Origin of the sequence: Novipirellula artificiosorum (assembly GCF_007860135.1) — a bacterium.
GTDB lineage: Bacteria > Planctomycetota > Planctomycetia > Pirellulales > Pirellulaceae > Novipirellula_A > Novipirellula_A artificiosorum.
Genome location: NZ_SJPV01000031.1, coordinates 1 through 21,785, shown reverse-complemented (window position 1 = coordinate 21,785; position 21,785 = coordinate 1). Strand labels below are relative to the sequence as shown.

Annotated in this window: 17 protein-coding genes; 12 read left to right on the top strand and 5 right to left on the bottom strand. The window is 54.5% G+C overall.

The genetic code is table 11. The features are described from left to right. Nucleotides 1-35: 35 nt before the first annotated feature. Genes Poly41_RS32680 through Poly41_RS32675 form a run of 3 tightly spaced genes read right to left on the bottom strand, consistent with a single transcriptional unit; the run spans nucleotide 36 to nucleotide 1,835 of the window. On the bottom strand, nucleotides 36-515 hold the full coding sequence (locus Poly41_RS32680) for a hypothetical protein (RefSeq protein WP_146531579.1): 480 nt from the start codon (nucleotides 513-515) through the stop codon (nucleotides 36-38). Beyond that, nucleotides 512-646, bottom strand: a complete 135-nt coding sequence (locus Poly41_RS35495; RefSeq protein WP_261344935.1) for a hypothetical protein — start codon at nucleotides 644-646, stop codon at nucleotides 512-514. The genes Poly41_RS32680 and Poly41_RS35495 overlap by 4 nt, the downstream gene beginning before the upstream one ends. Next, entirely contained in the window at nucleotides 633-1,835 is a 1,203-nt protein-coding gene (locus Poly41_RS32675) for an IS1096 element passenger TnpR family protein (protein WP_197231956.1), read from the bottom strand. Before Poly41_RS32675 ends, Poly41_RS35495 begins: the two co-directional genes overlap by 14 nt. Nucleotides 1,836-1,999: 164 nt before the next feature. On the opposite strand from Poly41_RS32675, the gene Poly41_RS32670 reads away from it, so the two are divergent. The 7 genes from Poly41_RS32670 to Poly41_RS35570 all read left to right on the top strand — a co-directional run bounded on the left by Poly41_RS32670 (nucleotide 2,000) and on the right by Poly41_RS35570 (nucleotide 9,325). Then, nucleotides 2,000-3,205 carry a 2OG-Fe(II) oxygenase gene (locus Poly41_RS32670; RefSeq protein WP_146531577.1) on the top strand — a complete coding sequence of 402 codons (1,206 nt, stop codon included), beginning with the start codon at nucleotides 2,000-2,002 and terminating at the stop codon, nucleotides 3,203-3,205. Nucleotides 3,206-3,924: 719 nt separating this feature from the next. After that, nucleotides 3,925-4,662, top strand: coding sequence for an alpha/beta hydrolase (locus Poly41_RS32665; RefSeq protein WP_231616132.1), 738 nt, complete (start codon nucleotides 3,925-3,927; stop codon nucleotides 4,660-4,662). A gap of 457 nt (nucleotides 4,663-5,119) precedes the next feature. Next, a complete protein-coding gene (locus Poly41_RS35335) occupies nucleotides 5,120-5,545 on the top strand; it encodes a hypothetical protein (RefSeq protein ID WP_231616138.1) in 426 nt (141 codons plus the stop codon). Then, nucleotides 5,509-6,135 carry an HAD family hydrolase gene (locus Poly41_RS35330; protein WP_231616137.1) on the top strand — a complete coding sequence of 209 codons (627 nt, stop codon included), beginning with the start codon at nucleotides 5,509-5,511 and terminating at the stop codon, nucleotides 6,133-6,135. The genes Poly41_RS35335 and Poly41_RS35330 overlap by 37 nt, the downstream gene beginning before the upstream one ends. A gap of 81 nt (nucleotides 6,136-6,216) precedes the next feature. Beyond that, nucleotides 6,217-7,749 carry an arylsulfatase gene (locus tag Poly41_RS32655; RefSeq protein ID WP_146531575.1) on the top strand — a complete coding sequence of 511 codons (1,533 nt, stop codon included), beginning with the start codon at nucleotides 6,217-6,219 and terminating at the stop codon, nucleotides 7,747-7,749. Between the two features lie 159 nt (nucleotides 7,750-7,908). Beyond that, complete coding sequence (locus tag Poly41_RS32650; RefSeq protein ID WP_146531574.1) at nucleotides 7,909-8,514, top strand: HdeD family acid-resistance protein; 606 nt, start codon at nucleotides 7,909-7,911, stop codon at nucleotides 8,512-8,514. Nucleotides 8,515-8,932: 418 nt separating this feature from the next. Beyond that, entirely contained in the window at nucleotides 8,933-9,325 is a 393-nt protein-coding gene (locus tag Poly41_RS35570) for a sulfatase-like hydrolase/transferase (protein WP_146531573.1), read from the top strand. On the opposite strand, the gene Poly41_RS32640 is transcribed toward Poly41_RS35570, so the two are convergent. Then, the gene (locus tag Poly41_RS32640; protein ID WP_146531572.1) at nucleotides 9,267-9,698 is read right to left on the bottom strand and encodes a hypothetical protein; all 432 of its coding nucleotides are present in this window, start codon (nucleotides 9,696-9,698) and stop codon (nucleotides 9,267-9,269) included. The two genes, Poly41_RS35570 and Poly41_RS32640, sit on opposite strands and share 59 nt — an antisense overlap. 682 nt (nucleotides 9,699-10,380) lie before the next feature. On the opposite strand from Poly41_RS32640, the gene Poly41_RS32635 reads away from it, so the two are divergent. The 5 genes from Poly41_RS32635 (at nucleotide 10,381) to Poly41_RS32615 (ending at nucleotide 20,176) form a co-directional block, all read left to right on the top strand. Further along, nucleotides 10,381-14,073 carry a sulfatase-like hydrolase/transferase gene (locus Poly41_RS32635; protein ID WP_146531571.1) on the top strand — a complete coding sequence of 1,231 codons (3,693 nt, stop codon included), beginning with the start codon at nucleotides 10,381-10,383 and terminating at the stop codon, nucleotides 14,071-14,073. Nucleotides 14,074-14,436: 363 nt separating this feature from the next. Beyond that, entirely contained in the window at nucleotides 14,437-18,291 is a 3,855-nt protein-coding gene (locus tag Poly41_RS32630) for a glycosyl hydrolase family 95 catalytic domain-containing protein (protein WP_146531570.1), read from the top strand. 243 nt (nucleotides 18,292-18,534) lie between these two features. Further along, nucleotides 18,535-19,317, top strand: a complete 783-nt coding sequence (locus Poly41_RS32625) for an alpha-L-fucosidase (protein WP_146531569.1) — start codon at nucleotides 18,535-18,537, stop codon at nucleotides 19,315-19,317. A 52-nt stretch (nucleotides 19,318-19,369) separates the two neighbouring features. After that, complete coding sequence (locus Poly41_RS34635; RefSeq protein ID WP_197231953.1) at nucleotides 19,370-19,636, top strand: alpha-L-fucosidase C-terminal domain-containing protein; 267 nt, start codon at nucleotides 19,370-19,372, stop codon at nucleotides 19,634-19,636. A gap of 84 nt (nucleotides 19,637-19,720) precedes the next feature. Further along, complete coding sequence (locus Poly41_RS32615; protein ID WP_390621518.1) at nucleotides 19,721-20,176, top strand: CocE/NonD family hydrolase C-terminal non-catalytic domain-containing protein; 456 nt, start codon at nucleotides 19,721-19,723, stop codon at nucleotides 20,174-20,176. A 34-nt stretch (nucleotides 20,177-20,210) separates the two neighbouring features. Here the strand turns inward: Poly41_RS32615 and Poly41_RS32610 are convergent, their stop codons facing one another. Next, nucleotides 20,211-21,479 carry an AraC family transcriptional regulator gene (locus Poly41_RS32610; RefSeq protein WP_146531567.1) on the bottom strand — a complete coding sequence of 423 codons (1,269 nt, stop codon included), beginning with the start codon at nucleotides 21,477-21,479 and terminating at the stop codon, nucleotides 20,211-20,213. Nucleotides 21,480-21,785 lie beyond the last annotated feature (306 nt).

Here is a 21,785-nt window from a genome sequence, read left to right as displayed (position 1 = left end):
CGAGGGAATTGGTTGGGCGCAGTTAGATTTCGACTTCAAATCTGCTTGGTTGGCGATGATGCTTGTGACCGATGCAGAAGATCCGCCCACATCTTTCTTTGGTCGTCCCAGTCGAGCGTCTTCGCAATCGGCCGGACTTCGCGTTCCAGGATTGCGTCACGGCCCTGGATCGTTCGTGGCCCCGGATCGTTCGTGGCCCCGGATCGTTCGTGGCCCCGGATCGTTCGTGGCAAGTCGAGGATCTGCTCTTGAATTTCTGGGGCCAGGTTGTCGAGCCACATGATTTGAGACATGCGGGTCGTGGAGATTTGGCCGTAGTGGGCCAGTTCACTTTGGTTGATGATGACGCCGTCGCGGACGAGGTCGCGGCAGCGGTGGGCCAGAGCGAGCAATCGCGTGATGCGGGGGACGCGGCCTTGCGGTTTGGTGGGGGCTTTGCCCTCGGCGAGCGACTTGCTGCCGTTGCGGCGAGTTTGAACGTGGAAGGAGCGGTTGACGGTGAGCTTGGAATTCATGCGAGCACCTCGATGTTTCCGGCGGTCAGGCTTTGCATGCCGGTGTCGTGAAAGGTGATGCCAACAAGACGATCCCATCGTGTGCGTCCTCGTTCGTTTCGTCCTTGTAGCGAATCTTTACCATTCGTCACGATCGTATTGCTCAGGTGATTGGCCGGACGTGGCGGTGAGTTTAAATGCGCTCGCGTCGCCCTCTTGGATTGATTCGAGAGTCACTTTGAAACGCCAGTCGTCGCCGAAGTCGTAGTGGAAAACCATCGAGTCACCTATCGCCAACGGCACTTCACCGATTCGCATTTCATCGGCGAAGTGCGCGGCATCGTCTAAGTGAGGACCGACGATGTTGATCGAACTGCCCGTCATGTCTCGCAACTCAAACTGATACAGGTGATCGGAATCAAAACCAAAAGCCGCCAGAATGGCATCGGCCAGATCTTCGAGAACCGCATCCGCTGGCGCTGCGATACGTCGCCAAATTTTGCCAAGCGACACTTTGAAGGTGTGTTGGCCTTCGCGAAACTCTGGTTCGGATCGCGTGAGTGTTTTTGTCCAGGCGGGAAAGATCGGTTGCAGCTTTGCCTGCAATGCAACGGTCGTCTCCTCTTCGTGCGCCCCGAGTTGGCAAGTCGCAACGAACATGGCATTGCCGAATTCCGTGCGTTCGATCCGACGTACGTTCGCCGCCTTTCCGGGTTTCGGTTGTGCGTCATAGTCCAGCCGCAGCCATCCAAATTGATGCAACAAACAAAGGGCGACTGAATTTTCAACGCCGTAGACGATTCCGAAACGATCGTCGTTTAGCTCGGTGACTTGCTCGTGCAAACGTAGGTACACGTTTCGAATTTCGCTCAGCAAGCCACTGTCCCCACGGCTTCGCACGCCGACGCAATCCCATGACGCATCGTACAAGCAACACCCCATGAGGTTGAAGAAACGTTCGGTGGGATTGAGAGATTGCCACTGCTCCACCGCCGCCGGATCAATCAGGACGGCCCGTTTGGGTTTGGTCTCGCCCACCGCCAAGCCGGTACCACGCAGCAACATGAACAGCCCCATCAAGGTCGGAAACGAACGCAGTTGCGGACGCTTCAGGTCATGCGGCATCGGTTCAACCATGGACTCGTTGAGTTCCGCAAGCACTCGCTGGGGCAAGGCAAAGTATGCGTTTGTCGTTTGAATTCCCGTTCCAATTGCTGCGATCAGGGTGTCAATACTCGTCAGCAAAGGCCCCGGCAACCGTTCGTCAATTTTCGTTTGCTGAAGAGTTGCCCGGTGCGTAGCGGAGAACTCGGCACCAAATAAGTTTCGAACGTCATTCATGGGGATTTCTGGCGGGGGAGAAGTGTTCTGTCGTGATTGCTCATTGGACATGAGCCAATCAAAGAATAGAATTCCCCCGATCACGTTCCTCAAGATGCCATCACGCTTTTGGTCGATCGGCATCCTGGAAACCTCATCCACGATCGCAGCGGAATCAAACCACCATGGCTCGCAAGAAGACGGCAAATTCCAGCCAATCAACGCTCGAAAAACTAGCCGTCGCGATTGGTGCGTGCGGAAAATCGGCGGCCTGTTGCTCGGGAAGGATCGAGGCAGACGACTTCGAGATCACGATCGCTGGTGCTGGAACTCTACCTTTGCCGATGCGTGCGAAGCATGTTCGTGAGCTTAGCGATGTTGCCAAGCCGGCTCCCTACGGTAAACGGACTGAGACACTGACCGACCCGGCCGTCCGCAATTCACTTGAAATTGACTCCGCGAAAGTCGAATTATCCGCAGCATTGCAAGGTGCGATCGACGACCAATTGCCGGTGATCGAATGCGGGCTCGGTTTGCCGCCGGGACGGCTAAAAGCGGAACTTTACAAGTTGCTGATCTATCCCACCGGCGGTCGATTCAGGAAGCATCGTGACAGCGAAAAGCGCAAAGGCATGGTCGGATCCCTGATCGTGGTGTTGCCGTCGAAATTCAAACGAGGCTCACTGCTTGTTTGGGAAAAGGACCGACCGCGACGGTTCGATTTTGGCCAAGCGCGGCTGGAGCAAGCCGCCGAGTACGTCGCGTTCTACGCCGATTGCGAGCACGAAGTCGAGCGAGTCGAAAGCGGTGTCCGCGTTTGTCTGGCATTCAACTTGATTGTTAAGCCGTCCGGAAAACGCAAACGCAAGCCCAGCGATACGGCTGATCCGGTTGTTGTGGATGCGCTTTCGGATCGTCTGGCGGCTCACCCGCAAAAACCGATCGTCTTCCCGCTCGATCATCACTACACAGCGGCAGGTTTGAAGCCGAACTTGTTGAAGGGTGCCGACCGAGAAATTGCCGAGCAAGTCCGCTTGGCATCGGAACAACTGGGATGCCGACTGCACTTCGGTCAAGTCTCGCGGCACCTGTGCCAGTATGCGGACGATGAGACATTTGGGTATGGGCGAAGAAGCTATCGAAGTGACCCGGTCGACTACGACAACTTGAACATTGGTGAATCTTACGACGATGAAATCGTCATCGACGGCTGGAAAGATGCGTCGGGCAAGAGCGTTTCGCTCGCGGATTTACCGTGTGACGAAATCATGTTGGCTTGCACCACGCCGGTCGAACAATGGAAACCGACCCGGCAGGACTACGAGGGTTACACGGGGAACGCCGGCAATACGCTTGATCGTTGGTATCACCAGCGAGCGATGGGCTCGTAGCCTGCGCCAAGAGTGTCGCCCTGGCTGTCTGTTGCGGATGGAGGAATGGGACCTAGAAATCCTGTGCCGGGTTTCAATACGGGAGCGTTTGGGTGTTCCGCAGATAGGGCGGAACTGGAAGCCGAGATTGCAACTGACAATGCCAACCAGAGAATTTTCATGACACTCACGTTTCTTTCTTAATACGACGGCCTTCAATAGCAACTTGACGACCACAGCGTTCGCCCACTGACCCGTCCCACTCATCCCCAAGGATTGCTGCCAGGTACATCATTCAACGCGGTTTCCAGATGATCGTAGCTTCTTATCTGGGACTTCTATCACCTTTTGAGCAGCGTCAGAATCCAGTCCGCAGACGTCACAGGATGCTTGATATTCTCTGCCAACATTGGGTAACGTATCGAGAGCCGGGTGAGTCGGCGCGCAGCCCGCGCCCCAGAGCATCTGGCTGAGAGCTTCGCTGCCACAGCGAGCGGCCCGTTGCCGTCGGTGAGGCACGGAGAGAGTCGATCCCCTGCCGCTGCATGGAACGAACCACTTCCTTCAACTGCCGAATTGGAGTAACCATGAGACGAAGTCGCTTTTTCTCCGATGTGTGTCTCGGACTCACCGTCATATTTCCGTTCTTTCTTCACACTTCCGCGAAATCGGCGGAGACGGCACCTCCAGTTCGTGACGTTGTCTTCGCGACTCCAGAATCTCACGAACTGCAACTTAACTTGTTCCTTCCAGAACAGTCAAAGAATCCGCCACTCGTTGTATTTATCCACGGCGGCGGGTGGAACAAGAACAGCTACCGGGACTGCAAAATCACCTGGCTGACCGAGCACGGGTTCGCCGTGGCCAGCGTCGGCTACCGACTGAGTCAGAAAGCCATTTTCCCGGCGCAGATCCACGACGTGAAGGGTGCCGTACGCTGGCTCCGAGCCCATGCAAAAGACTACGGCTACGATGCCACTCGGATCGGCGTGGTTGGCACGTCTGCGGGAGGTCATCTGGCCTCGCTGCTCGGGGTCTCCGGAGGCATGGAGGCTTTGGAGGGCGATACCGGCGGAAATCCGGATCAAAGTTCACGCGTTCATGCCGTTGTGGACTTCTACGGCCCAACAGACTTCATTCTCCGATCCAAAAATCAGCCCAAAAAGACCGAGCAAGAGGGCGGCGGCGTCTTTCACCTGCTCGGTGGCAAGGCCAGCGAAAAAACGGACCTCGCGCGGCTCGCCAGCCCGGTATTTCACGTCAGCAAGGACGACCCGCCCTTGCTGGCACTGCACGGTGACAAGGATACGACCGTCTACCTGGATCAGTCCGAGCGGATTGTGGAGGAATACGGCAAGGCCGGCCTCGAAGCGACCCTCATCACGCTCCCTGGCGCCGGTCACGGCCGCGGCCCCTTCTTTGAAGGCAAGAATCGGGAGAAGGTCGTCGAATTCCTCAACCGCCACCTGCGAAAGTAGGGGGAGCTGTCAGAACCTTTCTTGGACCAGCTTCCTGAGGCCCTGGTCGACGCACATCATGAAAGTTGGTTGAGTGATGGCTCAGGAAACTCTTCGAGTTGATAACAAAGGACGATTTCGATCGTTTCGTAGGATTTGAAACCGTCGGACTTTTACACCGCGAGTTTCGTTTTTACCTTGGGACGTGCTACGCTGCCGCATAAGTGCTCTCCACTGGCCGCGGAGCAGTTGAGCCGAAACTCGCGTTGTTTGCGCAGTATTTCTTCGATATCGCCATCGCTAAAAAGTCGAGCTTACGATCACATGGCTCTTCATGACTTCTGTCGGTGGGGCGTCCGCTGGGAATATCGCGTCATTCGCTCGACAGTTTTGCCCAAGTCACGCTTCGACTATACTTCTGCAGCTGTTCCAAAACTGAGTCTAGTCATATCTCGAAACTTTTCTGTTGGAAACATGCATGAACCTTATCTCGATTTCTTCACCGATGAAAATGCTCGCCTTTTTGAACCCAGTCCTGATTTTGCTGTGCGCCATACCTGGCTACCTGACCGCCGCTGATCCTTTGCCCAGTTGGAATGATGGTCCGGCGAAGACAGCAATCATCGAGTTCGTGGAAAGCTTGACCATGGATGGTTCGCCGAAGTTCATCGAGGAAGCTGACAGGATTGCAACGTTTGATAACGATGGCTGCCTGTGGTGCGAAAATCCGATGCCGTTTCAGTTGGCATATACGATGGATGCTGTCAAAGAGAAGGTCGCAGCCAATCCGAAGCTCAAAGACGATCCCATGGTTCAGGCTGGACTCAAGGGCGACTTCGGAACACTGCTAGCCGACGGCACAAGGGGCTGCTGCAGCTCGCAGCGATCACGCACGCGGGAATGACAACCGAAGAGTATGACGCGAGCGTTGCTGAGTGGGTGGCGACGGCCAAGCACCCTCGCTTTAACAAGCTCTACAGCGAATGCGTCTATCAGCCCATGCTGGAAGTGCTCGCCTATCTGCGAGCCAATGGCTTCAAGACGTTTATCGTCTCCGGTGGCGGTCAGGATTTTATGCGAGTCTGGGCAGAAGAAGTCTACGGCATTCCACCGCAACAAGTCGTCGGAACGAACAGCAAAACCGTATTCGAAATCCGCGACGGCAAAGCGGTTCTAGTCAAAACGCTCGACAATCTGTTCATCGACGACAAAGGCGGGAAGCCCGTTGGGATTCATCGATTCATCGGTCGCCGTCCAGTGATGTCGTTCGGCAATAGCGATGGTGACAAAGCGATGCTTGAGTATGCCACGGTAGGCAACCCACTTCCAAGCTTTGGATTGATCGTGCATCACACGGACGCCGTGCGCGAGTACGCCTACGACGCCAATCCCAAGAGCTCCGGCCGATTGGTCGATGCACTTGCCGACGCACCCAAGCGAGGTTGGGTGGTCGTTGACATGGCCAAAGAATGGAACACCGTTTTCAAAAAGTAGACACGCACAAGTTCCGGCGCATCCAGTCGCTCTACCAGAAACTCAAACCTTTTCAACTTTTCTTTACGAAGGAACACATCTATGAGAATTCGAGACTTGGCAGCACTACTCCTATGCGGACTGTTGGCCGTGCCAGCTACCGCAGCGGACAAACCGAACATCTTAGTGATCTGGGGCGATGATATCGGCCAGTTCAATATCAGTTCGTACAACCTTGGCATGATGGGCTACCGAACGCCCAACATCGATAGCATCGCTCAGCAAGGTGCTCTTTTCACAGATTGGTACGGACAACAAAGTTGTACCGCTGGTCGAGCAGCTTTTATCACGGGGCAATCGCCGATTCGAACTGGGCTAACAAAAGTCGGGTTGCCTGGCGCGCCAGAGGGCATGCAGAAGGAAGATCCAACGATCGCAACGTTGCTCAAAGCTCAGGGCTACATGACTGGGCAATTCGGGAAAAACCACCTTGGCGATCGTGATGAAATGCTTCCAACCGAGCATGGATTCGACGAGTTCTTTGGCAACCTTTATCACTTGAACGCGGAAGAAGAACCAGAGCTTCCCGACTACCCGAAGGATCCCGAGTTCAAGAAGAAGTTTGGGCCGCGCGGTGTGATCCACAGCTTTGCCGATGGCAGAATTGAAGACACGGGACCATTGACCAAAAAGCGAATGGAAACGGTCGACGATGAAGTGACCGTGAAGGCTCTCGATTTCATGGAGCGTGCGGCAAAGGCGAACAAGCCGTTTTTCATGTGGTGGAACTCCACGCGGATGCACATTAACACGCACCTGAAACCCGCGTCTGACGGCAAGACCGGCTTGGGAATCTACGCCGACGGAATGGTCGAGCACGACGGACACGTTGGACAAGTACTGGCCAAACTCAAAGCGCTTGGTCTAGATGAAAACACCATCGTTATGTACTCGACCGACAACGGAGCCGAAACGTTCACTTGGCCTGATGGCGGTACTACTATGTTCCGCGGCGAAAAGAACACACAGTGGGAAGGCGGCTATCGCGTCCCCTGTGCGATCAAGTGGCCTGGAACAATCAAACCCGGCACGATCATCAACGACATCGGCGCACACGAAGACATGATGACAACTCTCGTTGCTGCCGCTGGCGATCCTACTGCCAAAGACGACCTCTTGAAAGGCCGTACGATCGGCGATCGGAACTACAAAGTTCACCTGGACGGCTACGATTTAGGTCCAGCCCTCCGTGGCGAAGCCGAGTGGCCACGCAAGGAGTTCATCTACTGGACAGATGACGGAAGTGTCGCCGCGCTGCGTTACGGCAAATTCAAGATCACGTTCCTTGAGCAAAAGGCGCACGGATTGGATGTTTGGATCGAGCCGTTTTCCGCCTTGCGTGCACCTGTGCTTTGCGATCTGCGCGCAGACCCATTCGAACGCGCTCGGGCTGAACATGCCATGGGTTATGACCGCTTCTTTGTCGACCACATGTGGGCATTCGCGCCAGCAGGTGCCTATGTAGGCCAGTGGCTTCAGAGCTTCAAGGAATTTCCACCGCGTCAAAAGCCCGGAAGCTTCAACCTCGATCGCGTGATGGAAGCCGTCATGAGTCCACAGAAGTCTGGCAATTAGATAGTGCAGTTCCTTGTTGCAAGGAACCGTTAAAGCCGCCGCATCAATCTTCCCGGGATTCGGTCAGTCGATCGGATCCCGGCGAAGGCGGCAAGCAAGTGACGGCGGCAGAAGTTTCACCAAGTCAGCTTAAGCGAACGTTAACACCAGGGTACTACGATGTCGGATGACAGACCTAAGATTCAGAAAGTCGTTGCGGGAGCAAAAGTTCGAGTCAGCGGGAAACTGTCTGGACTTTGGTGGTGGTTCCTGGTGCGGGGAGTGCTCATGCTGGCACTGGCTGTGTTTGCATTGTTCTGGCCACAACAAACAGTCGCGATCCTGGTGAAACTGCTGGGCGCCTATCTGGTGTTCGATGGCGTGGTGGGCCCTATCGGGGCGTGGCGTAGCGAAAGTGCTCGGACGGCTCCGGTGCTGGCCGTTGTTGGTCTGGCGATGGGGCTGGTGCTGCTGTTCTGGACCGGGCTGAGTATGCGTCTATTCCTGCTGTTGGTCGGCCTGTGGGCACTGCTGCAGGGCGTCGGCATCTTCCTGTCCAGTCGCGGTCGCGAAGTGGACAAAGAGGCGCGGAAATTCGTTGGAATCCTTGGAGCAGTGCTCGCCGTCGCAGGACTGATTCTGCTGATCTGGCCCAGCACCGGCATTGTTACCGTGTCGTGGTTGATCGCCGCGATCGCTCTGGTCGTCGGTGGTGTGATGTTATTCGTCGCCCTAAAGCTCAGGAAGATCGCACAGCGATTGTCGCGAACTGCTGAGGCAGATTAGACAGTGCTTCAATAATCGTACTGGTGGCTTCCAGCCACCACACCGTTAAGAACATGGGCGGCTGGAAGCCACCGATACAAATAGGAGCAGGATGCTATGTGTTCAATTCAATGACAGGGAGTTTTGATGAAACGCTATGTATTCTTGCTAGTCGTAGCCGTGCTGTGCTCGGCCTCGTGGGGTGATGAGCGAGAGGCCGGTTTTGCGACGACTATTCAGACAGCCGATCATCGGGCTGCGTAAGCCAGGGTCTTAGCGTATGTAACGGGTCTTGGACGAGGTCACGAGTCCCGGCACACCAAGAATCGTTGGGACTCGTCACCTCGTCCTCTACGGGCAACCCTAAAGCAAAAAATTGCTGAAGCACTCGACCACTTCCCAATCAGAACTAGCAACTTCCTTACAAAGGAAATTCATCATGTTTCATCGTCGACTTCTAAACTCGCTTTTGATTGTGCTAATTTGCAGCCCGCTGGTTGCACAGTCGCCGGACCGAACGAGTCTTCCTCCGGTTGCACCGGAGTTCGGCGGAAAGATTGGAAATTCCTACAAAGAGTCAACGCCCGACTTCTCACCAGCACTGCCGCTCAATGCCCCCAAGGGTGCCGCGACGATCTCGGAAGTGCTCAAGCAAAACGGCTACAGCACGCTGGCTTTCGGCAAGTGGCACCTGACGCCTTATACGGCCTACACGGCGACTGGCCCGTTTGATCGCTGGCCGCTCGGGATGGGATTTGAACGCTACTACGGATTCATTGGTGGCGAGACGGATCAATGGTCGTCGTTGGCGTATCTGCCTCAAGGATCATGAACCCGCCTAGACTTGTGTGCCGGAGGAAGTATCCGGTCGCTGGCAGTGACGTACCAAAGTTGACTGTCGGGCCTGAAATACTTCCGCTGCCGCCGGCATTCTGGTCAATGAAGGCAAATGCACCCGCCCCAGGCGAGCTGGGGATATTGCCACGACTGAGATCAAATTCTGAACCACCAGGAAACGTCAAAGTATTTGTTTGCGTTGGCGCAGTTGAGGCATTCCATTGCGACCAGCTTCCAGTGACCGAGAGAGTCAGATTCGAGCCCGTATCAGTCCATGTGACAATCAAGTCGGCACGAGATTCTCCCATGCTAATCAATACGAACGACAGCATCGCGATCAAGAAGGTCGGTTTTCTGATGATGATCATGAAATGATTTCCCGTTAGGTTTCGGTGGAGGTGTTGAGCCTTAAGCATGATTCGGCTGGAGTATCGTTTCGTGGACCTGTTCGGGAAGGCCAAGCTGGCGTCCTCCTCCTGCTCGGCATGGCCATAAAGTCAAGTCTCGGCAAATTCTGATTTTGCGACAATCAATTGTGGATTTGCGTCAGGAACTAGCGAGTGGGCGAGAGCAAGTTCGTCAACGACACTACTCCTGTCTGATGAAACTGTTTCTGACCGCAGTTCCTGAATCTGGATTTCGAAAAACTCTAGAATTCCTCCCCTGGAGTTTGCTGCGCAATCCAACAATGGATTGTCGCGATTTACAAATCAGTAGCATGTACGATGGAACTCATGATGCGTGGGTTATCAGCTATGGCATACGGGTTCGCTTAGGGGAGCTTGAATATTCGGTCTTGGCTAGCTCCCCATCTGGTTGAGCTTGTAGGTCTGTTCACGGCCACAACTCCTTTGACGCTCACTGATGTTTGCCCGTCTTCAGAGACCACAATGTTATTTACAATTCGACATCGAAGTCACATTGCGATTGTTTTGACAATGGCTTGGTCGTCCGTTGGTCTTGCTCTAACGGCTAACGTCTTCAAACGGCGAGTGGCATTACCTTTCCGAGATCAGGCCCGAGACAACACTGACTATGCAATCCAAAAGAATGAAGCCCGCTAGAGCCCTCGCACTCGCGATGTTTGCATTTGTTGCCGCGGGCTCATCGCTGCATGCGAGTGACAAACCGAACGTTTTATTTATTGCGATCGACGATCTGCGAACGGAACTTGGTTGCTACGGAGAGGAGGTGATCCAGTCTCCGAGCATCGACAGACTCGCAGAATCCGGAGTGTTGTTCGAGCGCGCTTACTGCCAGCTCGCTGTTTGCAATCCATCACGTGTCAGCATCATGACGGGACTGCGACCGGATTCGACCAGGGTTTGGGATCTTGTCACAAGGTTTCGCGAAACGATCCCGAATGCTGTCACGTTGCCACAGCACTTTAGGCAGCATGGTTACCAGACAGAGTCCTACGGAAAGATCTTTCACAATCCATGGCCGGATAATCAATCATGGAGCCGACCACACGAGTGGCCCAAGAAGAGTTCGCTCTGGTCAGAGAACGCCACGCGGAAACTTGCTGAGTATCGAGTGAGATCAAAATCGGTAGGGCTACCGCAAGACAGAATCGACCGCCTGCGTGCTCAAGCAACCGAAATTGTTGACACTCCCGATGAAGAACACATCGATGGCGCAATCGCCAAGCAAGCCATGGAGGCACTGGAGCGATTGGCGGAACAGGAGGAGCCTTTCTTTTTGGCGGCAGGCTTTGTGCGTCCTCACCTTCCGTTCGTCGTGCCCCGCAAATACTGGGAGCTTTACGAAAGGAATGCGATCCCGCTGGCTGAGAATCCTTTCTTACCGAAGGACGCTCCAGAGTTCGCTATGAACACCATGTATGAGCTTCGCGACTACTTCGATTTTAACGGCACGCCGTCACCGGATGAGGGCACGCTAACCGAAGCACAGCAGCGAAGGCTCAAACACGGCTACTTCGCGTCGGTCAGTTTCATTGACGCTCTGGTAGGAAAGCTGTTGACGCAGCTAGAGCAACTTGGGATTGCCGATAGCACGATCGTGGTGCTGTGGAGCGATCACGGCTGGAAGTTGGGCGAGCATAATAGTTGGTGCAAGCAAACCAATCACGAAATTGATGCCCGCGTGCCGCTTATCATTCGATCCCCCAAGGCAGAGGCGAACGGACAGTCATGCCGTGCACTCGTGGAACTCGTTGATGTTTATCCAACGCTTTGCGACCTGGCAGGGCTCCCCGTTCCGAAGCCATTGGAAGGCCAGTCCATGGCACCACTGCTCGCGGATCCCAACCAATCATTGAAACAGGCAGCGTTCAGTCAGTTTCAGCGAAAGCACAACGGTCATCTTCTCATGGGTTACTCGATGCGAACGGACCGCTACCGATACATCGAGTGGCAAGATCGCGAGACGCAGAAAGTCGTTGCCACGGAGTTATATGATCACAAGGCGGATCCTCAAGAGAACACGAATACCGCCGGGTTGGAAGAGAATCGCGAGCGGGTCGCAGAATTGCGCGAGCTAATGTGGGCGACTCTGCCGACACCTCCAAAGTACGAGGCACCCAAAGCGAAACGTCCGCAAGTCGTGTTTCGCAATTCAACCGACAAGCCAATCGATTTGTTCTGGATCAAACCGAACGGTGAAGACAGACCAGCCGGTAGAATCGCTCCCGGCGAGAGCACCACGCGCGGCACGACGCTCGGCCATCGCTTCCGCATCCATAGCCCAGGCGGATTTACCCAGGTTTTCGAAGTCACCAAACAAAGTCAAACGTTCGTGATCAATGCGCAGGCGACGGCAGGTCAGTCGGCGCACCGTCCGAACATTGTATTCTGCATGGCAGACGATTGGTCGTGGCCTCATGCGGGAATCCTTGGCGACCCCGTGGTGAAGACACCGAATTTCGATCGCGTGGCCTCAGAAGGTGTTTTGTTTGAGAACGCGTTTGTCTCCACACCATCGTGTACGCCAAGCCGGTTGAGCATCCTGGCCGGTCAGCATCATTGGCGATTGCGCGAGGGCGACAGTCTTGGCGGATCGCTGCGTGAAGAATACCCGGTCTACACCGAGATGCTGCAAGACGCGGGCTACCGCATTGGGCGATTTGGCAAAGGCGTCTGGCCGAGCAAACATACTTTTCGCAACCGCGATTCGTTTGGCGAGAAATACCGTTCGTTTGACGAGTTCCTCAAAGAACGAAAAGCGGATGAGCCGTTCTGCTACTGGCACGGAGGTCAGGATCCGCACCGTCCTTACGAATTGGGAATCGGTGTAAAGAGCGGCATGAAGTTGTCGGAGGTAAGAGTCCCCGCCTGTTTGCCCGACAACGAAACCGTCCGCAGCGATGTGGCGGACTACCTATGGGAAGTCCAACGGTTCGATGGCGAAGTCGGCCAGATCATCTCCAAGCTCGAATCGATCGGCGAACTGGATAACACGATCATTGTGGTCAGTGGCGACAATGGGATGCCCTTTCCGCGATGCAAGGCGACGCTTTACGATCAAGGAACACGCGTACCTCTGGCGATTCGTTGGGGTGAAAAGACCAGTGGCAACCGCACGATTTCGGACTTCACAAATCTGTGCGATCTGGCTCCGACGTTTCTTCATGCCGCTGGGATTGCAACGCCCGAACAAATGACGGGACGGGGCCTGATGCCGATTCTTGAGTCTAGGGATTCCGGGCAGATTGATCCCGAACGAACGTTTGCACTGACTGGGATGGAGCGTCATGTGTACTCCTATCCGTCACGGGCAATACGCACGAAAGACTTTCTCTATATTCGCAATTCCAATCCACAGGATTGGCCAACTGGAGAAGTCGAAGGACAAAACCCTGAATACGATTTTGCAACGATGGCATGGCCGAAGGACGAAGGTGCTTTCTCCTTCAACATTGATCCGTCACCGGCCAAACAGTATTTGCGGCTCCACCGCAGCCAGGATGAAGTCAAGCCATTCGCACAGCTTTCGTTCGGCACCCATCCCGAAGAGGAACTCTACGACCTGAGCAAAGACCCAGATCAGTTGCACAATGTGGCGAACGATCCACCTTATGCATCAGCCAAACAGCGACTTCGCAAGCAATTGGATGCGGAGTTGATCAAGAGTGACGATCCAAGATTGGCGGTCGACGGTTATAGCACTCGGACGATCGAAGGTTGCCCTGTACGCATCAGCGATCGATTGATGCGTGAACAAACTGACAAGACGCGCAAAGCAATCGAGTTGTTGGAACAACAGCTCAAGACAGTCGTCGCAGTCGTGCCTGCGAACGCTCTATCACGGATTCGCTGTGTGCCGATCTGGCTGTCCCCCGAATACGAGGGCGTCAAACCGACTGCGGAATATCATCCTAATGACGGTTGGCTCCGAAAAGTCGGGCGCCACCCAGAACTGGCCGAATGCGTGGAACTGACGAATATCGACATTTTCGAGAAAGAGTGCAGGCGTATGCCGATGATGCTCCTGCACGAACTCGCTCACGCTTATCATCATCAAGTGCTTAGCTTTGATCACGCTCGCATCAAGGCGGCTTACGAACGAGCCGTTGCCAGCGGCAGCTACGATTCGGTTGAGCGGAACAATGGCAAAACAGAACGCGCCTACGGGATGAACAACCACAAAGAGTACTTTGCAGAATCATCCGAAGCGTTTTTTGGAACGAACGATTTCTTTCCGTTCAATCGAGAACAACTCAAACGACACGATCCCGAGATGGAAACGCTGCTTGGCAATCTTTGGGCGTCCCCAAACAAATGACTCAAACTTCGAAGCGGTAGATACCGACAGTGACTCAACCATTATGAACAGAATCTAGTGCGCATTCATTTGCGAGACAAGAGAACGTTGCCCATCAACACAGATAATCCTTATCCCTCACACCCCGACGAGTAACAAAGATTGGAGGATGAGCAAAATGCAGCGGGCTTAGGGCTTCGCTCTTGAGATAGTACGCTAAGACAAAAGAGTCTTGTCCCTGGACTTGAGCGATTGGTTTTTAAATGACCAAGGGACTTTGAATCGCGAGTTAATGCCGGATGGGACGCACCCCGGAATCATAGGCTACGAGGCTTGGCAAAAGGGAATGGAGCCAACCTTGCTGAAACTTTTGGATGCAGATTGATGAGCCTCTGGAATCAACGCTGTTTTCGCTTAATGCTGTGTGCCTTTTTTTTGGTTGGGGCGCACAAGCTCAGTTCCGCGGAACAACTTAAACCGAACGTATTGTTCGTCGCCGTCGATGACCTGAACGATTGGGTCGGCTGCCTCGGTGGGTATCCTGATGCGAAGACTCCCAATATCGATCGCCTTGCCCAACGGGGTATGGTGTTTACCAATGCTCAGTGCGCAGCACCAGCGTGCGTACCATCGCGTTCGGCGATGATGACCGGACGCAGGCCTGCGGACACCGGGTTGTATTCCAATTTGAATGGTGAGTATCGGCGGTTTCCCGAATTGAAGAACCTCGTGACCATCCCGCAGTATTTCTCGCAGCACGGGTATCACACGATGGGCGTGGGCAAGATCACGCACAGCGGGACGAGCAAGGTGGATTGGGAGGAACCGTCGAATATCGTCTATTTCAAAAATCCTCTACCACCGGGCGTGCCCGAAAACAGCCGCCGCAATGTGGCCGAATACCTGCAGGACTGGCTGCCTTTGGACGTGGGCAAGGAAAAGATGACCGACTGGAAGATGGCCCAATGGGCGGCCGAACGACTCAAGCGGAAACATGACAAGCCATTCTTCTTGGCCTGTGGCTTCTATCGTCCACATGTGCCATTGCACGCGCCGCGCGAGTACTACGACAAGTTCCCACTCGATAAGATTTCATTGCCCGAAATCAAGTTGGATGATTTGGAAGATCTGGGACCACGATTCCATCGGGCTCCCCCGGTTGTCAAGCAGATCGTCGAGGACGAGCAGGTTTGGCGCAAGGGCGTGCAGGCTTATCTGGCCAATATCAATTTTGCCGACGAGTGTGTTGGCGTCTTGCTCGATGCACTGGACGCCTCTCCCTATCGCGACAACACGATTGTCATGCTTTGGTCCGATCACGGCTTGCACCAGGGGGAAAAGTTCCGTTTTTCCAAGTTCACTTTGTGGGAAGAATCTGCTCGGTGTGTGCTGGTCTGTTCGGGGCCAGGCATCCAATCCGGCACGCGGTGTGAGACGCCGGTCAATCTAATCGACATGTACCCGACCTTAGTAGAGTCATGTGGACTACCTGCACGACATGAATTGAGCGGAACCAGCTTCGTGCCCCAGCTTCAGGATCCGACGCGCGAGCGAAAGCAACCGAGTATCACGGCGAATGAGAGCGGATTCTCCGTGCGAACCAAGCGATGGCGTTACATTGCTTACCGCGACGGAACAGAGGAACTCTACGACCACATCAACGATCCCATGGAGTGGGACAACCTGGCCAATCGACCGGAATTCACCAAGGCCAAGCGAGAACTCAGCGCATTCGTTCCAAAGAATCCAGCGCCGGCGAGAAACGTTGCCCAGTCATCGCAAGTGACGAAAGAGCCATCACGACAACGTACGAAGAAAGCTGTACTGCGTAAGGCACTCGAACAGACGCCTAGCTCCGTGCGATTGTGGTATCAGCAACCGGCCGCCAACTGGAATGAGGCGTTGCCGCTGGGAAATGGTCGGCTGGGAGCGATGGTGTTCGGCGGCCCCGAAAAGGAGCGTCTGCAACTGAACGAGGAGAGCATTTGGACTGGCGCTACCGGCACAGAAGATGAGTACCGTTGCGACGGCCCCAAGGCATTGCCGGAAATTCGCAGGCTGGTGTTTCAAGACAAATGGAGTGAGGCCCAGGCCCTATTCGGCGAGGCAATGGTCCCAGGCTGGTACTCAAAGTACCAGCCGATGTGTGATTTGTGGATCGAGTTCCCCGGCCACGAGGACCATAAAAACTATCAGCGTGAGCTCGCCCTTGACACTGCTATTTCCAACGTGAAATACAAAGTCGGAGACGTGACGTTCCGTCGTGACACGTTCATCAGTCCCGTGGACCAGGTGCTGGTCATGAAGCTGTCGAGCGACAAACCAGGCGCCGTTTCTTTCACGACGCATCTGGCGGGTGTTCTGGATTTCGGCAAAGCGTTCACCGGTGGCGGCGGAGTGGACACCGCCGAGGGCAAGACGGGTCGCGTTATCGGAGATATCCGCACCGAGGCAGGACAAAATGGCGAATTGGTGCTACGGGGCAAGGTCGTCGGTGGTGCCATTTCGTACCAGACGCGACTTCACGTGCTTCCCGCTGGCGGCACGATGCGCACCGATGGCGATCGCGTCCATGTTGAAGGAGCGGATTCGGCAGTACTCCTGCTGGCCGCCGGTACGAATTTCCTGAGTTTCAAGGATGTCGCGGGCGATCCCCAACCGACCATTGTCCGGCAGCTGAAGAAAGCCGCACAGAAGGACTTCTCGACATTGCGATCCTCACACACCAAAGAGCATCAACGGTTGTTCAACCGCGTGTCGTTGTCCTTGCCTCAATCACCGTCCAGTGATCTGCCAACCGATAAGCGTTTGGCCAAGATGGAAGAAGGTCGTGACGATCCGGCCTTGGCCACGTTGCTGTTTCAATATGGCCGTTATCTGCTGATCAGCAGTTCTCGGCCTGGCACGCAACCACCAAATCTCCAGGGGATCTGGTGCGGCGACGCCAATCCAGCTTGGGATTCGAAATACACAACGAACATCAATCTCGAGATGAACTACTTTCCAACCAATGTCGCCAACCTATCTGAGTGCATCGAACCGCTTGAGCGATTTACCAACGAATTGGCCGAAACCGGCGGCTGGACCGCCAAGCACAGCTTTGGGGCTCGCGGATGGACGTTTGGATTCAATACCGACCAGTGGCGTTTCGCCACACCCTTGGGCGGAAAAATCTCTTTCTGGAGTACTTGGCCGACAGGCGGGGCGTGGTTGTGCAATGCGCTGTGGGACCAATACCTGTTTACCGGCGATCGTACGTATCTAGAACGGATCTATCCCGTCATGAAAGGCTCCGCCCAGTTCTTTCTGGATACCTTGCAGGAGCATCCCGAATCAAAATATCTGGTCACGTGTCCTTCAGGTTCACCTGAGAATCGGCACCACAAAATTGAAGGCAAAGAATGGGCGTTCCAACCAAGCATCTGTGCTGGGCCGACGATGGACAACCAGATTCTGCGCGAGCATTTTGATGCCTGTGCCGAGGCGGCCAAAGCGTTGGGAGTAGACCCAGAGTTCGCCGCCAAAGTGACGCAAGCTCGATCGCGTCTCGCTCCCACGCCAATCGGCAGGTACGGCCAAATTCAGGAATGGTTGGACGATTGGGATGACCCTCAGGACGGCCACCGACACGTGTCTCAGCTTTATGGACTGTATCCGGGCTGCGAAATCAACCCGGACACTACACCAGCTCTGATGGAAGCCGCAAGAGTTACGTTGCAGCACCGTGGTCTGGCCAGCACCGGCTGGTCCACGGCCTGGAAGATCGCCTACCTGGCACGCATGCGCGACGGCGAAACGGCCAATCGTATTGTGCAGTACCTATTGAACTTTCGTCCCATCCGCCCCGAAGATCGCGGCGAAGGCGCCGGACGCGGCGGTGTGTATCCGAATCTGTTCAGCAGTTGTCCGCCGATGCAAATCGATGCTAACTTTGGCGCCACTGCGGGCATCGCCGAAATGTTGCTCCAATCTTACGCTGGCGAGTTGCACCTGCTGCCCGCCATTCCGAAATCCTGGGCATCTGGCGAGGTGAAAGGACTCTGCGCCCGCGGCGGCTTCGAGGTGGACTTGGTCTGGCAACAAGGCGACCTGGTCACGGCCACCGTCCGATCGAAGCTGGGTAGATCCTGTATTGTGCGATATCGTGATCAGCGTTGCCGATTCGACACTCGGGCTGATGCTTCCTATACGATTCATGGAGGCGAGACGCTACAAATGGCGGAGGCGGTCAAATACTGATTTCTTTCACCTATCCGTTCTTCTCGCAGCCTTATGGCAAGGGGTAACAGAACGGAAGACGATACGACCAACACGCGTGTCCGAGGCTTGGATGCCATCCCGTTCGAGACGTATTTCGATTTCATGATGGAGCTCCGTCATTGGGGCGAGACCACCATCGATTGCTACGTCTCGTCATGCTGGTATGAACTAAGTCAGACAGATCCTAATTCGACGACTACCGATGTAGATTGACCTCAACACATGAAACTTGACAACAAAGAAAAGGAATTAGAAATGCATCAGAGAGAACGAAATGTTCCCAAGTGCGGTGCGGCATTGGGCTTGAGTGTATTTTTGATCTTCGGATCCTTCCAATCCGAGGCATCGGGAGCGGAGCCCACCCAGGCCCAGAAGTACACTTATTCGTGGGACTCGTTGAAAACAGCTCCGGTCCCACAATGGTTTGACGACGCAAAATTCGGCATTTTTATCCACTGGGGACCACAGTCCTTCTGGAGTAGTCCGTGGGGATCGTATCAGAATCCTGAAAAGGCGTATCCAAAACTCAAAGAGACCTTCGGCAAAACGCCGCCGGAATTCGGCTACAAGGATGTGATCCCCATGTTCAAGGCCGAGGAATGGGATCCAGTTGCGTGGGCGGACTTGTTTGAGAAAGCGGGAGCCAAGTATGTCGTTCTCGTTGGCGAGCATCACGACGGTTTTCAACTTGGCGATTCAACCCGGACGGATTGGTGCGCCACTAAGATCGGGCCGATGCGAGACCTGATCGGCGACTTGGGCAAAGCCGTCCGCGCGAAGGGGCTGAAGTATGCCCCCTCCTCGCACCGCGAACGCCACGCCGGCATGTTCTCCGACCAGCGCTACCGGGTCAAATGTCTGCCCAGCCGCGACATTGCCGAAGAGATTAAGCGGGATCCCAAGGCTGCTGGCCATCGGCCAATGGCTGCAAATCAATGGCGAGGCGATCTATGGCACCCGTCCTTGGAAAGTTTTCGGCGAGGTTTCCACCTCGCAAAAGAGTGAAGCCGATCGTTTGCGGAAAAAATATGCCAGAGAATCCACGCAAGACAAGTCCGTGAAATCTAAACCGACTGCTATCGCCGATGATATCCGCTTCACCACAAAGGGCGATACGCTCTACGCCATCGTGCTGGCGTGGCCCAAGGACGGAACGGTGAAGATCAAATCGCTGGCGGAAGGTAAGGATTCGCGGAACGTGACTTCCGTCCGTCTGCTCGGACACGACGGCAATCTCGAATTCAAACGGGATGCGGAAGGTTTAAATGTCACATTGCCGGAAACACGTCCCTGCGACCATGCCTATGTCCTGAACATCAATTGAGAACACTTAGGGACCGAACAACTGATCGACAACTATTCATTTGGTGGGTCAGCACTCGCACAAGCAGAATGGACGAAACACCGTTTGATCTACGTCACACCAAAGCTGGAACGGCCGATTCACCTCTCGGGCACACCGAAAATTTCCGTACCAGTCGCCAGTAGTAAACCTGCTGCGAATCTATCAGTTTGGCTCGTCTCCTTGCCTTGGACAGAGGGAAGGAATGCCAAAATCACGGACAACATCATTACACGCGGATGGGCAGATCCACAAAATCACAAATCGTTAACTGAAAGTAGGCCACTTCAACCTGGAAAGCTCTACGATTTCTCTTTCGACCTAGAACCCGACGATCAGGTAATTGCCAGAGGCCAGCAGATTGGGTTGATGATCTTTTCCAGCGATCGCGATTTCACGTTGCACCCGGCGCCGGGAACAGAGCTGACAGTCGATCTCGACAAAACATCGATTCGTCTGCCCATCGTTGGTGGTGAGCCACGGATTCGCGAGGCATTCTTGCCAATCGACGAGAAGAACTGAGTTCAGCCGAACGCTCATATCCATCGACGCAACGTTAGGCTTCATGGTTCTCCGCGTGAATCTTTCTGAACTGACCCGGACTCATTCCCAATTCCCGTTGAAAGACGGCGCACAACTGACTCGAGTCACGAAAGCCACTTTGTCGGGCAATCGATTTAATCGGAAGTTGCACATCGAACAGTTTGCGCTTGGCAAGTTCTAATCGCCGTCTTGTGATCTCTTCTCCCACGGTATGACACACAACTTCCTTGAAGCGGCGCTCCAATGATCTCCGAGACATACCGGACTGTTGAGCAACATCATCCACCGAAATCTGACGATGCGCTTGCTTTGCGATATAACGCAAACAGGCTTCGATCGACGGATCGTCCACGCCGAACGCATCAGTGGATTGACGCTCCACAATCTCGCGTGGTGGCAGCCATATCGAATCGACCTCGTTCTCTTGCCCGTTAATGATTCGTTCAAGACGCAGTGCGGCTTGCATTCCAACCTGTTTGTATCCCACATCGATACTCGAAAGTCTCGGTGTCTGGAACTCGCACACAAGAGGCTCGTTCTCCATTGACACGATTGCAATATCCTGCGGAATGCGCAGTCCACGCTTAACACAACGTTCGATAATGAAACGCGAAAGGAAATCATCAGATACGCAAACACCTGTGCTCGACACAAGTGCGTCAACAAACTGATCAAGCTCCTCAGAAAAGGACTCCCAAGCGTCGACTGATATCGAGTACTTTCGTTCGAGCAGGTGAACGGATCGGTGAGCTGCCATGTCTTGTGCAATTGAATCGAATCCCTCAATCTGCATCACAACGCCAATATCTTCCTTGAATCCAACATAAGCGAGCCTGCGGAAACCAAGCGAGACAAGGTGCCGTGCCGCCATTTTTCCGGCTTGAGTCCAATCTGGAAACACGCCCGGCAGACCTTTCGCGTCGGTATTGAGCCACACATTGACTGCAGAAATTTTGCGTCGCTTTGCTTTCGCCGCAAGTGATTTGCCAATACGTCCAACCATCCCGTCAAACGCCCACCTGCGATGGCTTGACAATCCGAAATCCGGCACGGGAATCAGCGTAGTCTCCCAATCAAGTGCCGTTGCGACTTGTTCAATGCCGTCAAGCACATCGAGCCTCTGCCTCAGCGGCTGTTCAACTTCAATGACAATCGCTACCCGCACCGGTGAAAAGCTGACGCTATAGTGCTCAGCCATCGAACTGATCGTGATGACATCAGAAAACTCGCCCGAACGAATGCGAGCCTCCATGTCCCTTTCGATATAGGTGGAAATTGTCATTGACGCCTCGGCCGTGCATGATGGACAGCTCACACCATATTTGCTTTTGCACGCAATGGCAATAGTTCCCTGGGTTTAGGTGAATTGATGGGTAAGCATTCGCGGAAGTTGTGGTGAGAGCGAGTTGATCTGGCGGTGAGTGGCGGGATTCTCTATTTGGGGGTGCATGAGTGCTTCGATTTTAGAATCTCAGTCGGTTGATGAACGTCTAAGGTCACTGACGACCTTGGTCGAGGAGCTGATGCAGGAAGTTAGCGACCTGCGATCAGAAAACGCGGATCTGCGACAGCAGGTCCGCGAGTTGCG

Coding starts and splice junctions, on each gene's coding strand:
- Poly41_RS32635 (WP_146531571.1), top strand. CDS start 10,381: ATGAAGCCCGCTAGAGCCCTCGCACTCGCGATGTTTGCATTTGTTGCC.
- Poly41_RS32680 (WP_146531579.1), bottom strand. CDS start 515: ATGAATTCCAAGCTCACCGTCAACCGCTCCTTCCACGTTCAAACTCGC.
- Poly41_RS32625 (WP_146531569.1), top strand. CDS start 18,535: ATGAAACTTGACAACAAAGAAAAGGAATTAGAAATGCATCAGAGAGAA.
- Poly41_RS32655 (WP_146531575.1), top strand. CDS start 6,217: ATGAGAATTCGAGACTTGGCAGCACTACTCCTATGCGGACTGTTGGCC.
- Poly41_RS32640 (WP_146531572.1), bottom strand. CDS start 9,698: ATGATCATCATCAGAAAACCGACCTTCTTGATCGCGATGCTGTCGTTC.
- Poly41_RS32610 (WP_146531567.1), bottom strand. CDS start 21,479: ATGACAATTTCCACCTATATCGAAAGGGACATGGAGGCTCGCATTCGT.
- Poly41_RS35335 (WP_231616138.1), top strand. CDS start 5,120: ATGAACCTTATCTCGATTTCTTCACCGATGAAAATGCTCGCCTTTTTG.
- Poly41_RS32650 (WP_146531574.1), top strand. CDS start 7,909: ATGTCGGATGACAGACCTAAGATTCAGAAAGTCGTTGCGGGAGCAAAA.
- Poly41_RS32630 (WP_146531570.1), top strand. CDS start 14,437: ATGAGCCTCTGGAATCAACGCTGTTTTCGCTTAATGCTGTGTGCCTTT.
- Poly41_RS32670 (WP_146531577.1), top strand. CDS start 2,000: ATGGCTCGCAAGAAGACGGCAAATTCCAGCCAATCAACGCTCGAAAAA.
- Poly41_RS32675 (WP_197231956.1), bottom strand. CDS start 1,835: ATGAATGACGTTCGAAACTTATTTGGTGCCGAGTTCTCCGCTACGCAC.
- Poly41_RS35570 (WP_146531573.1), top strand. CDS start 8,933: ATGTTTCATCGTCGACTTCTAAACTCGCTTTTGATTGTGCTAATTTGC.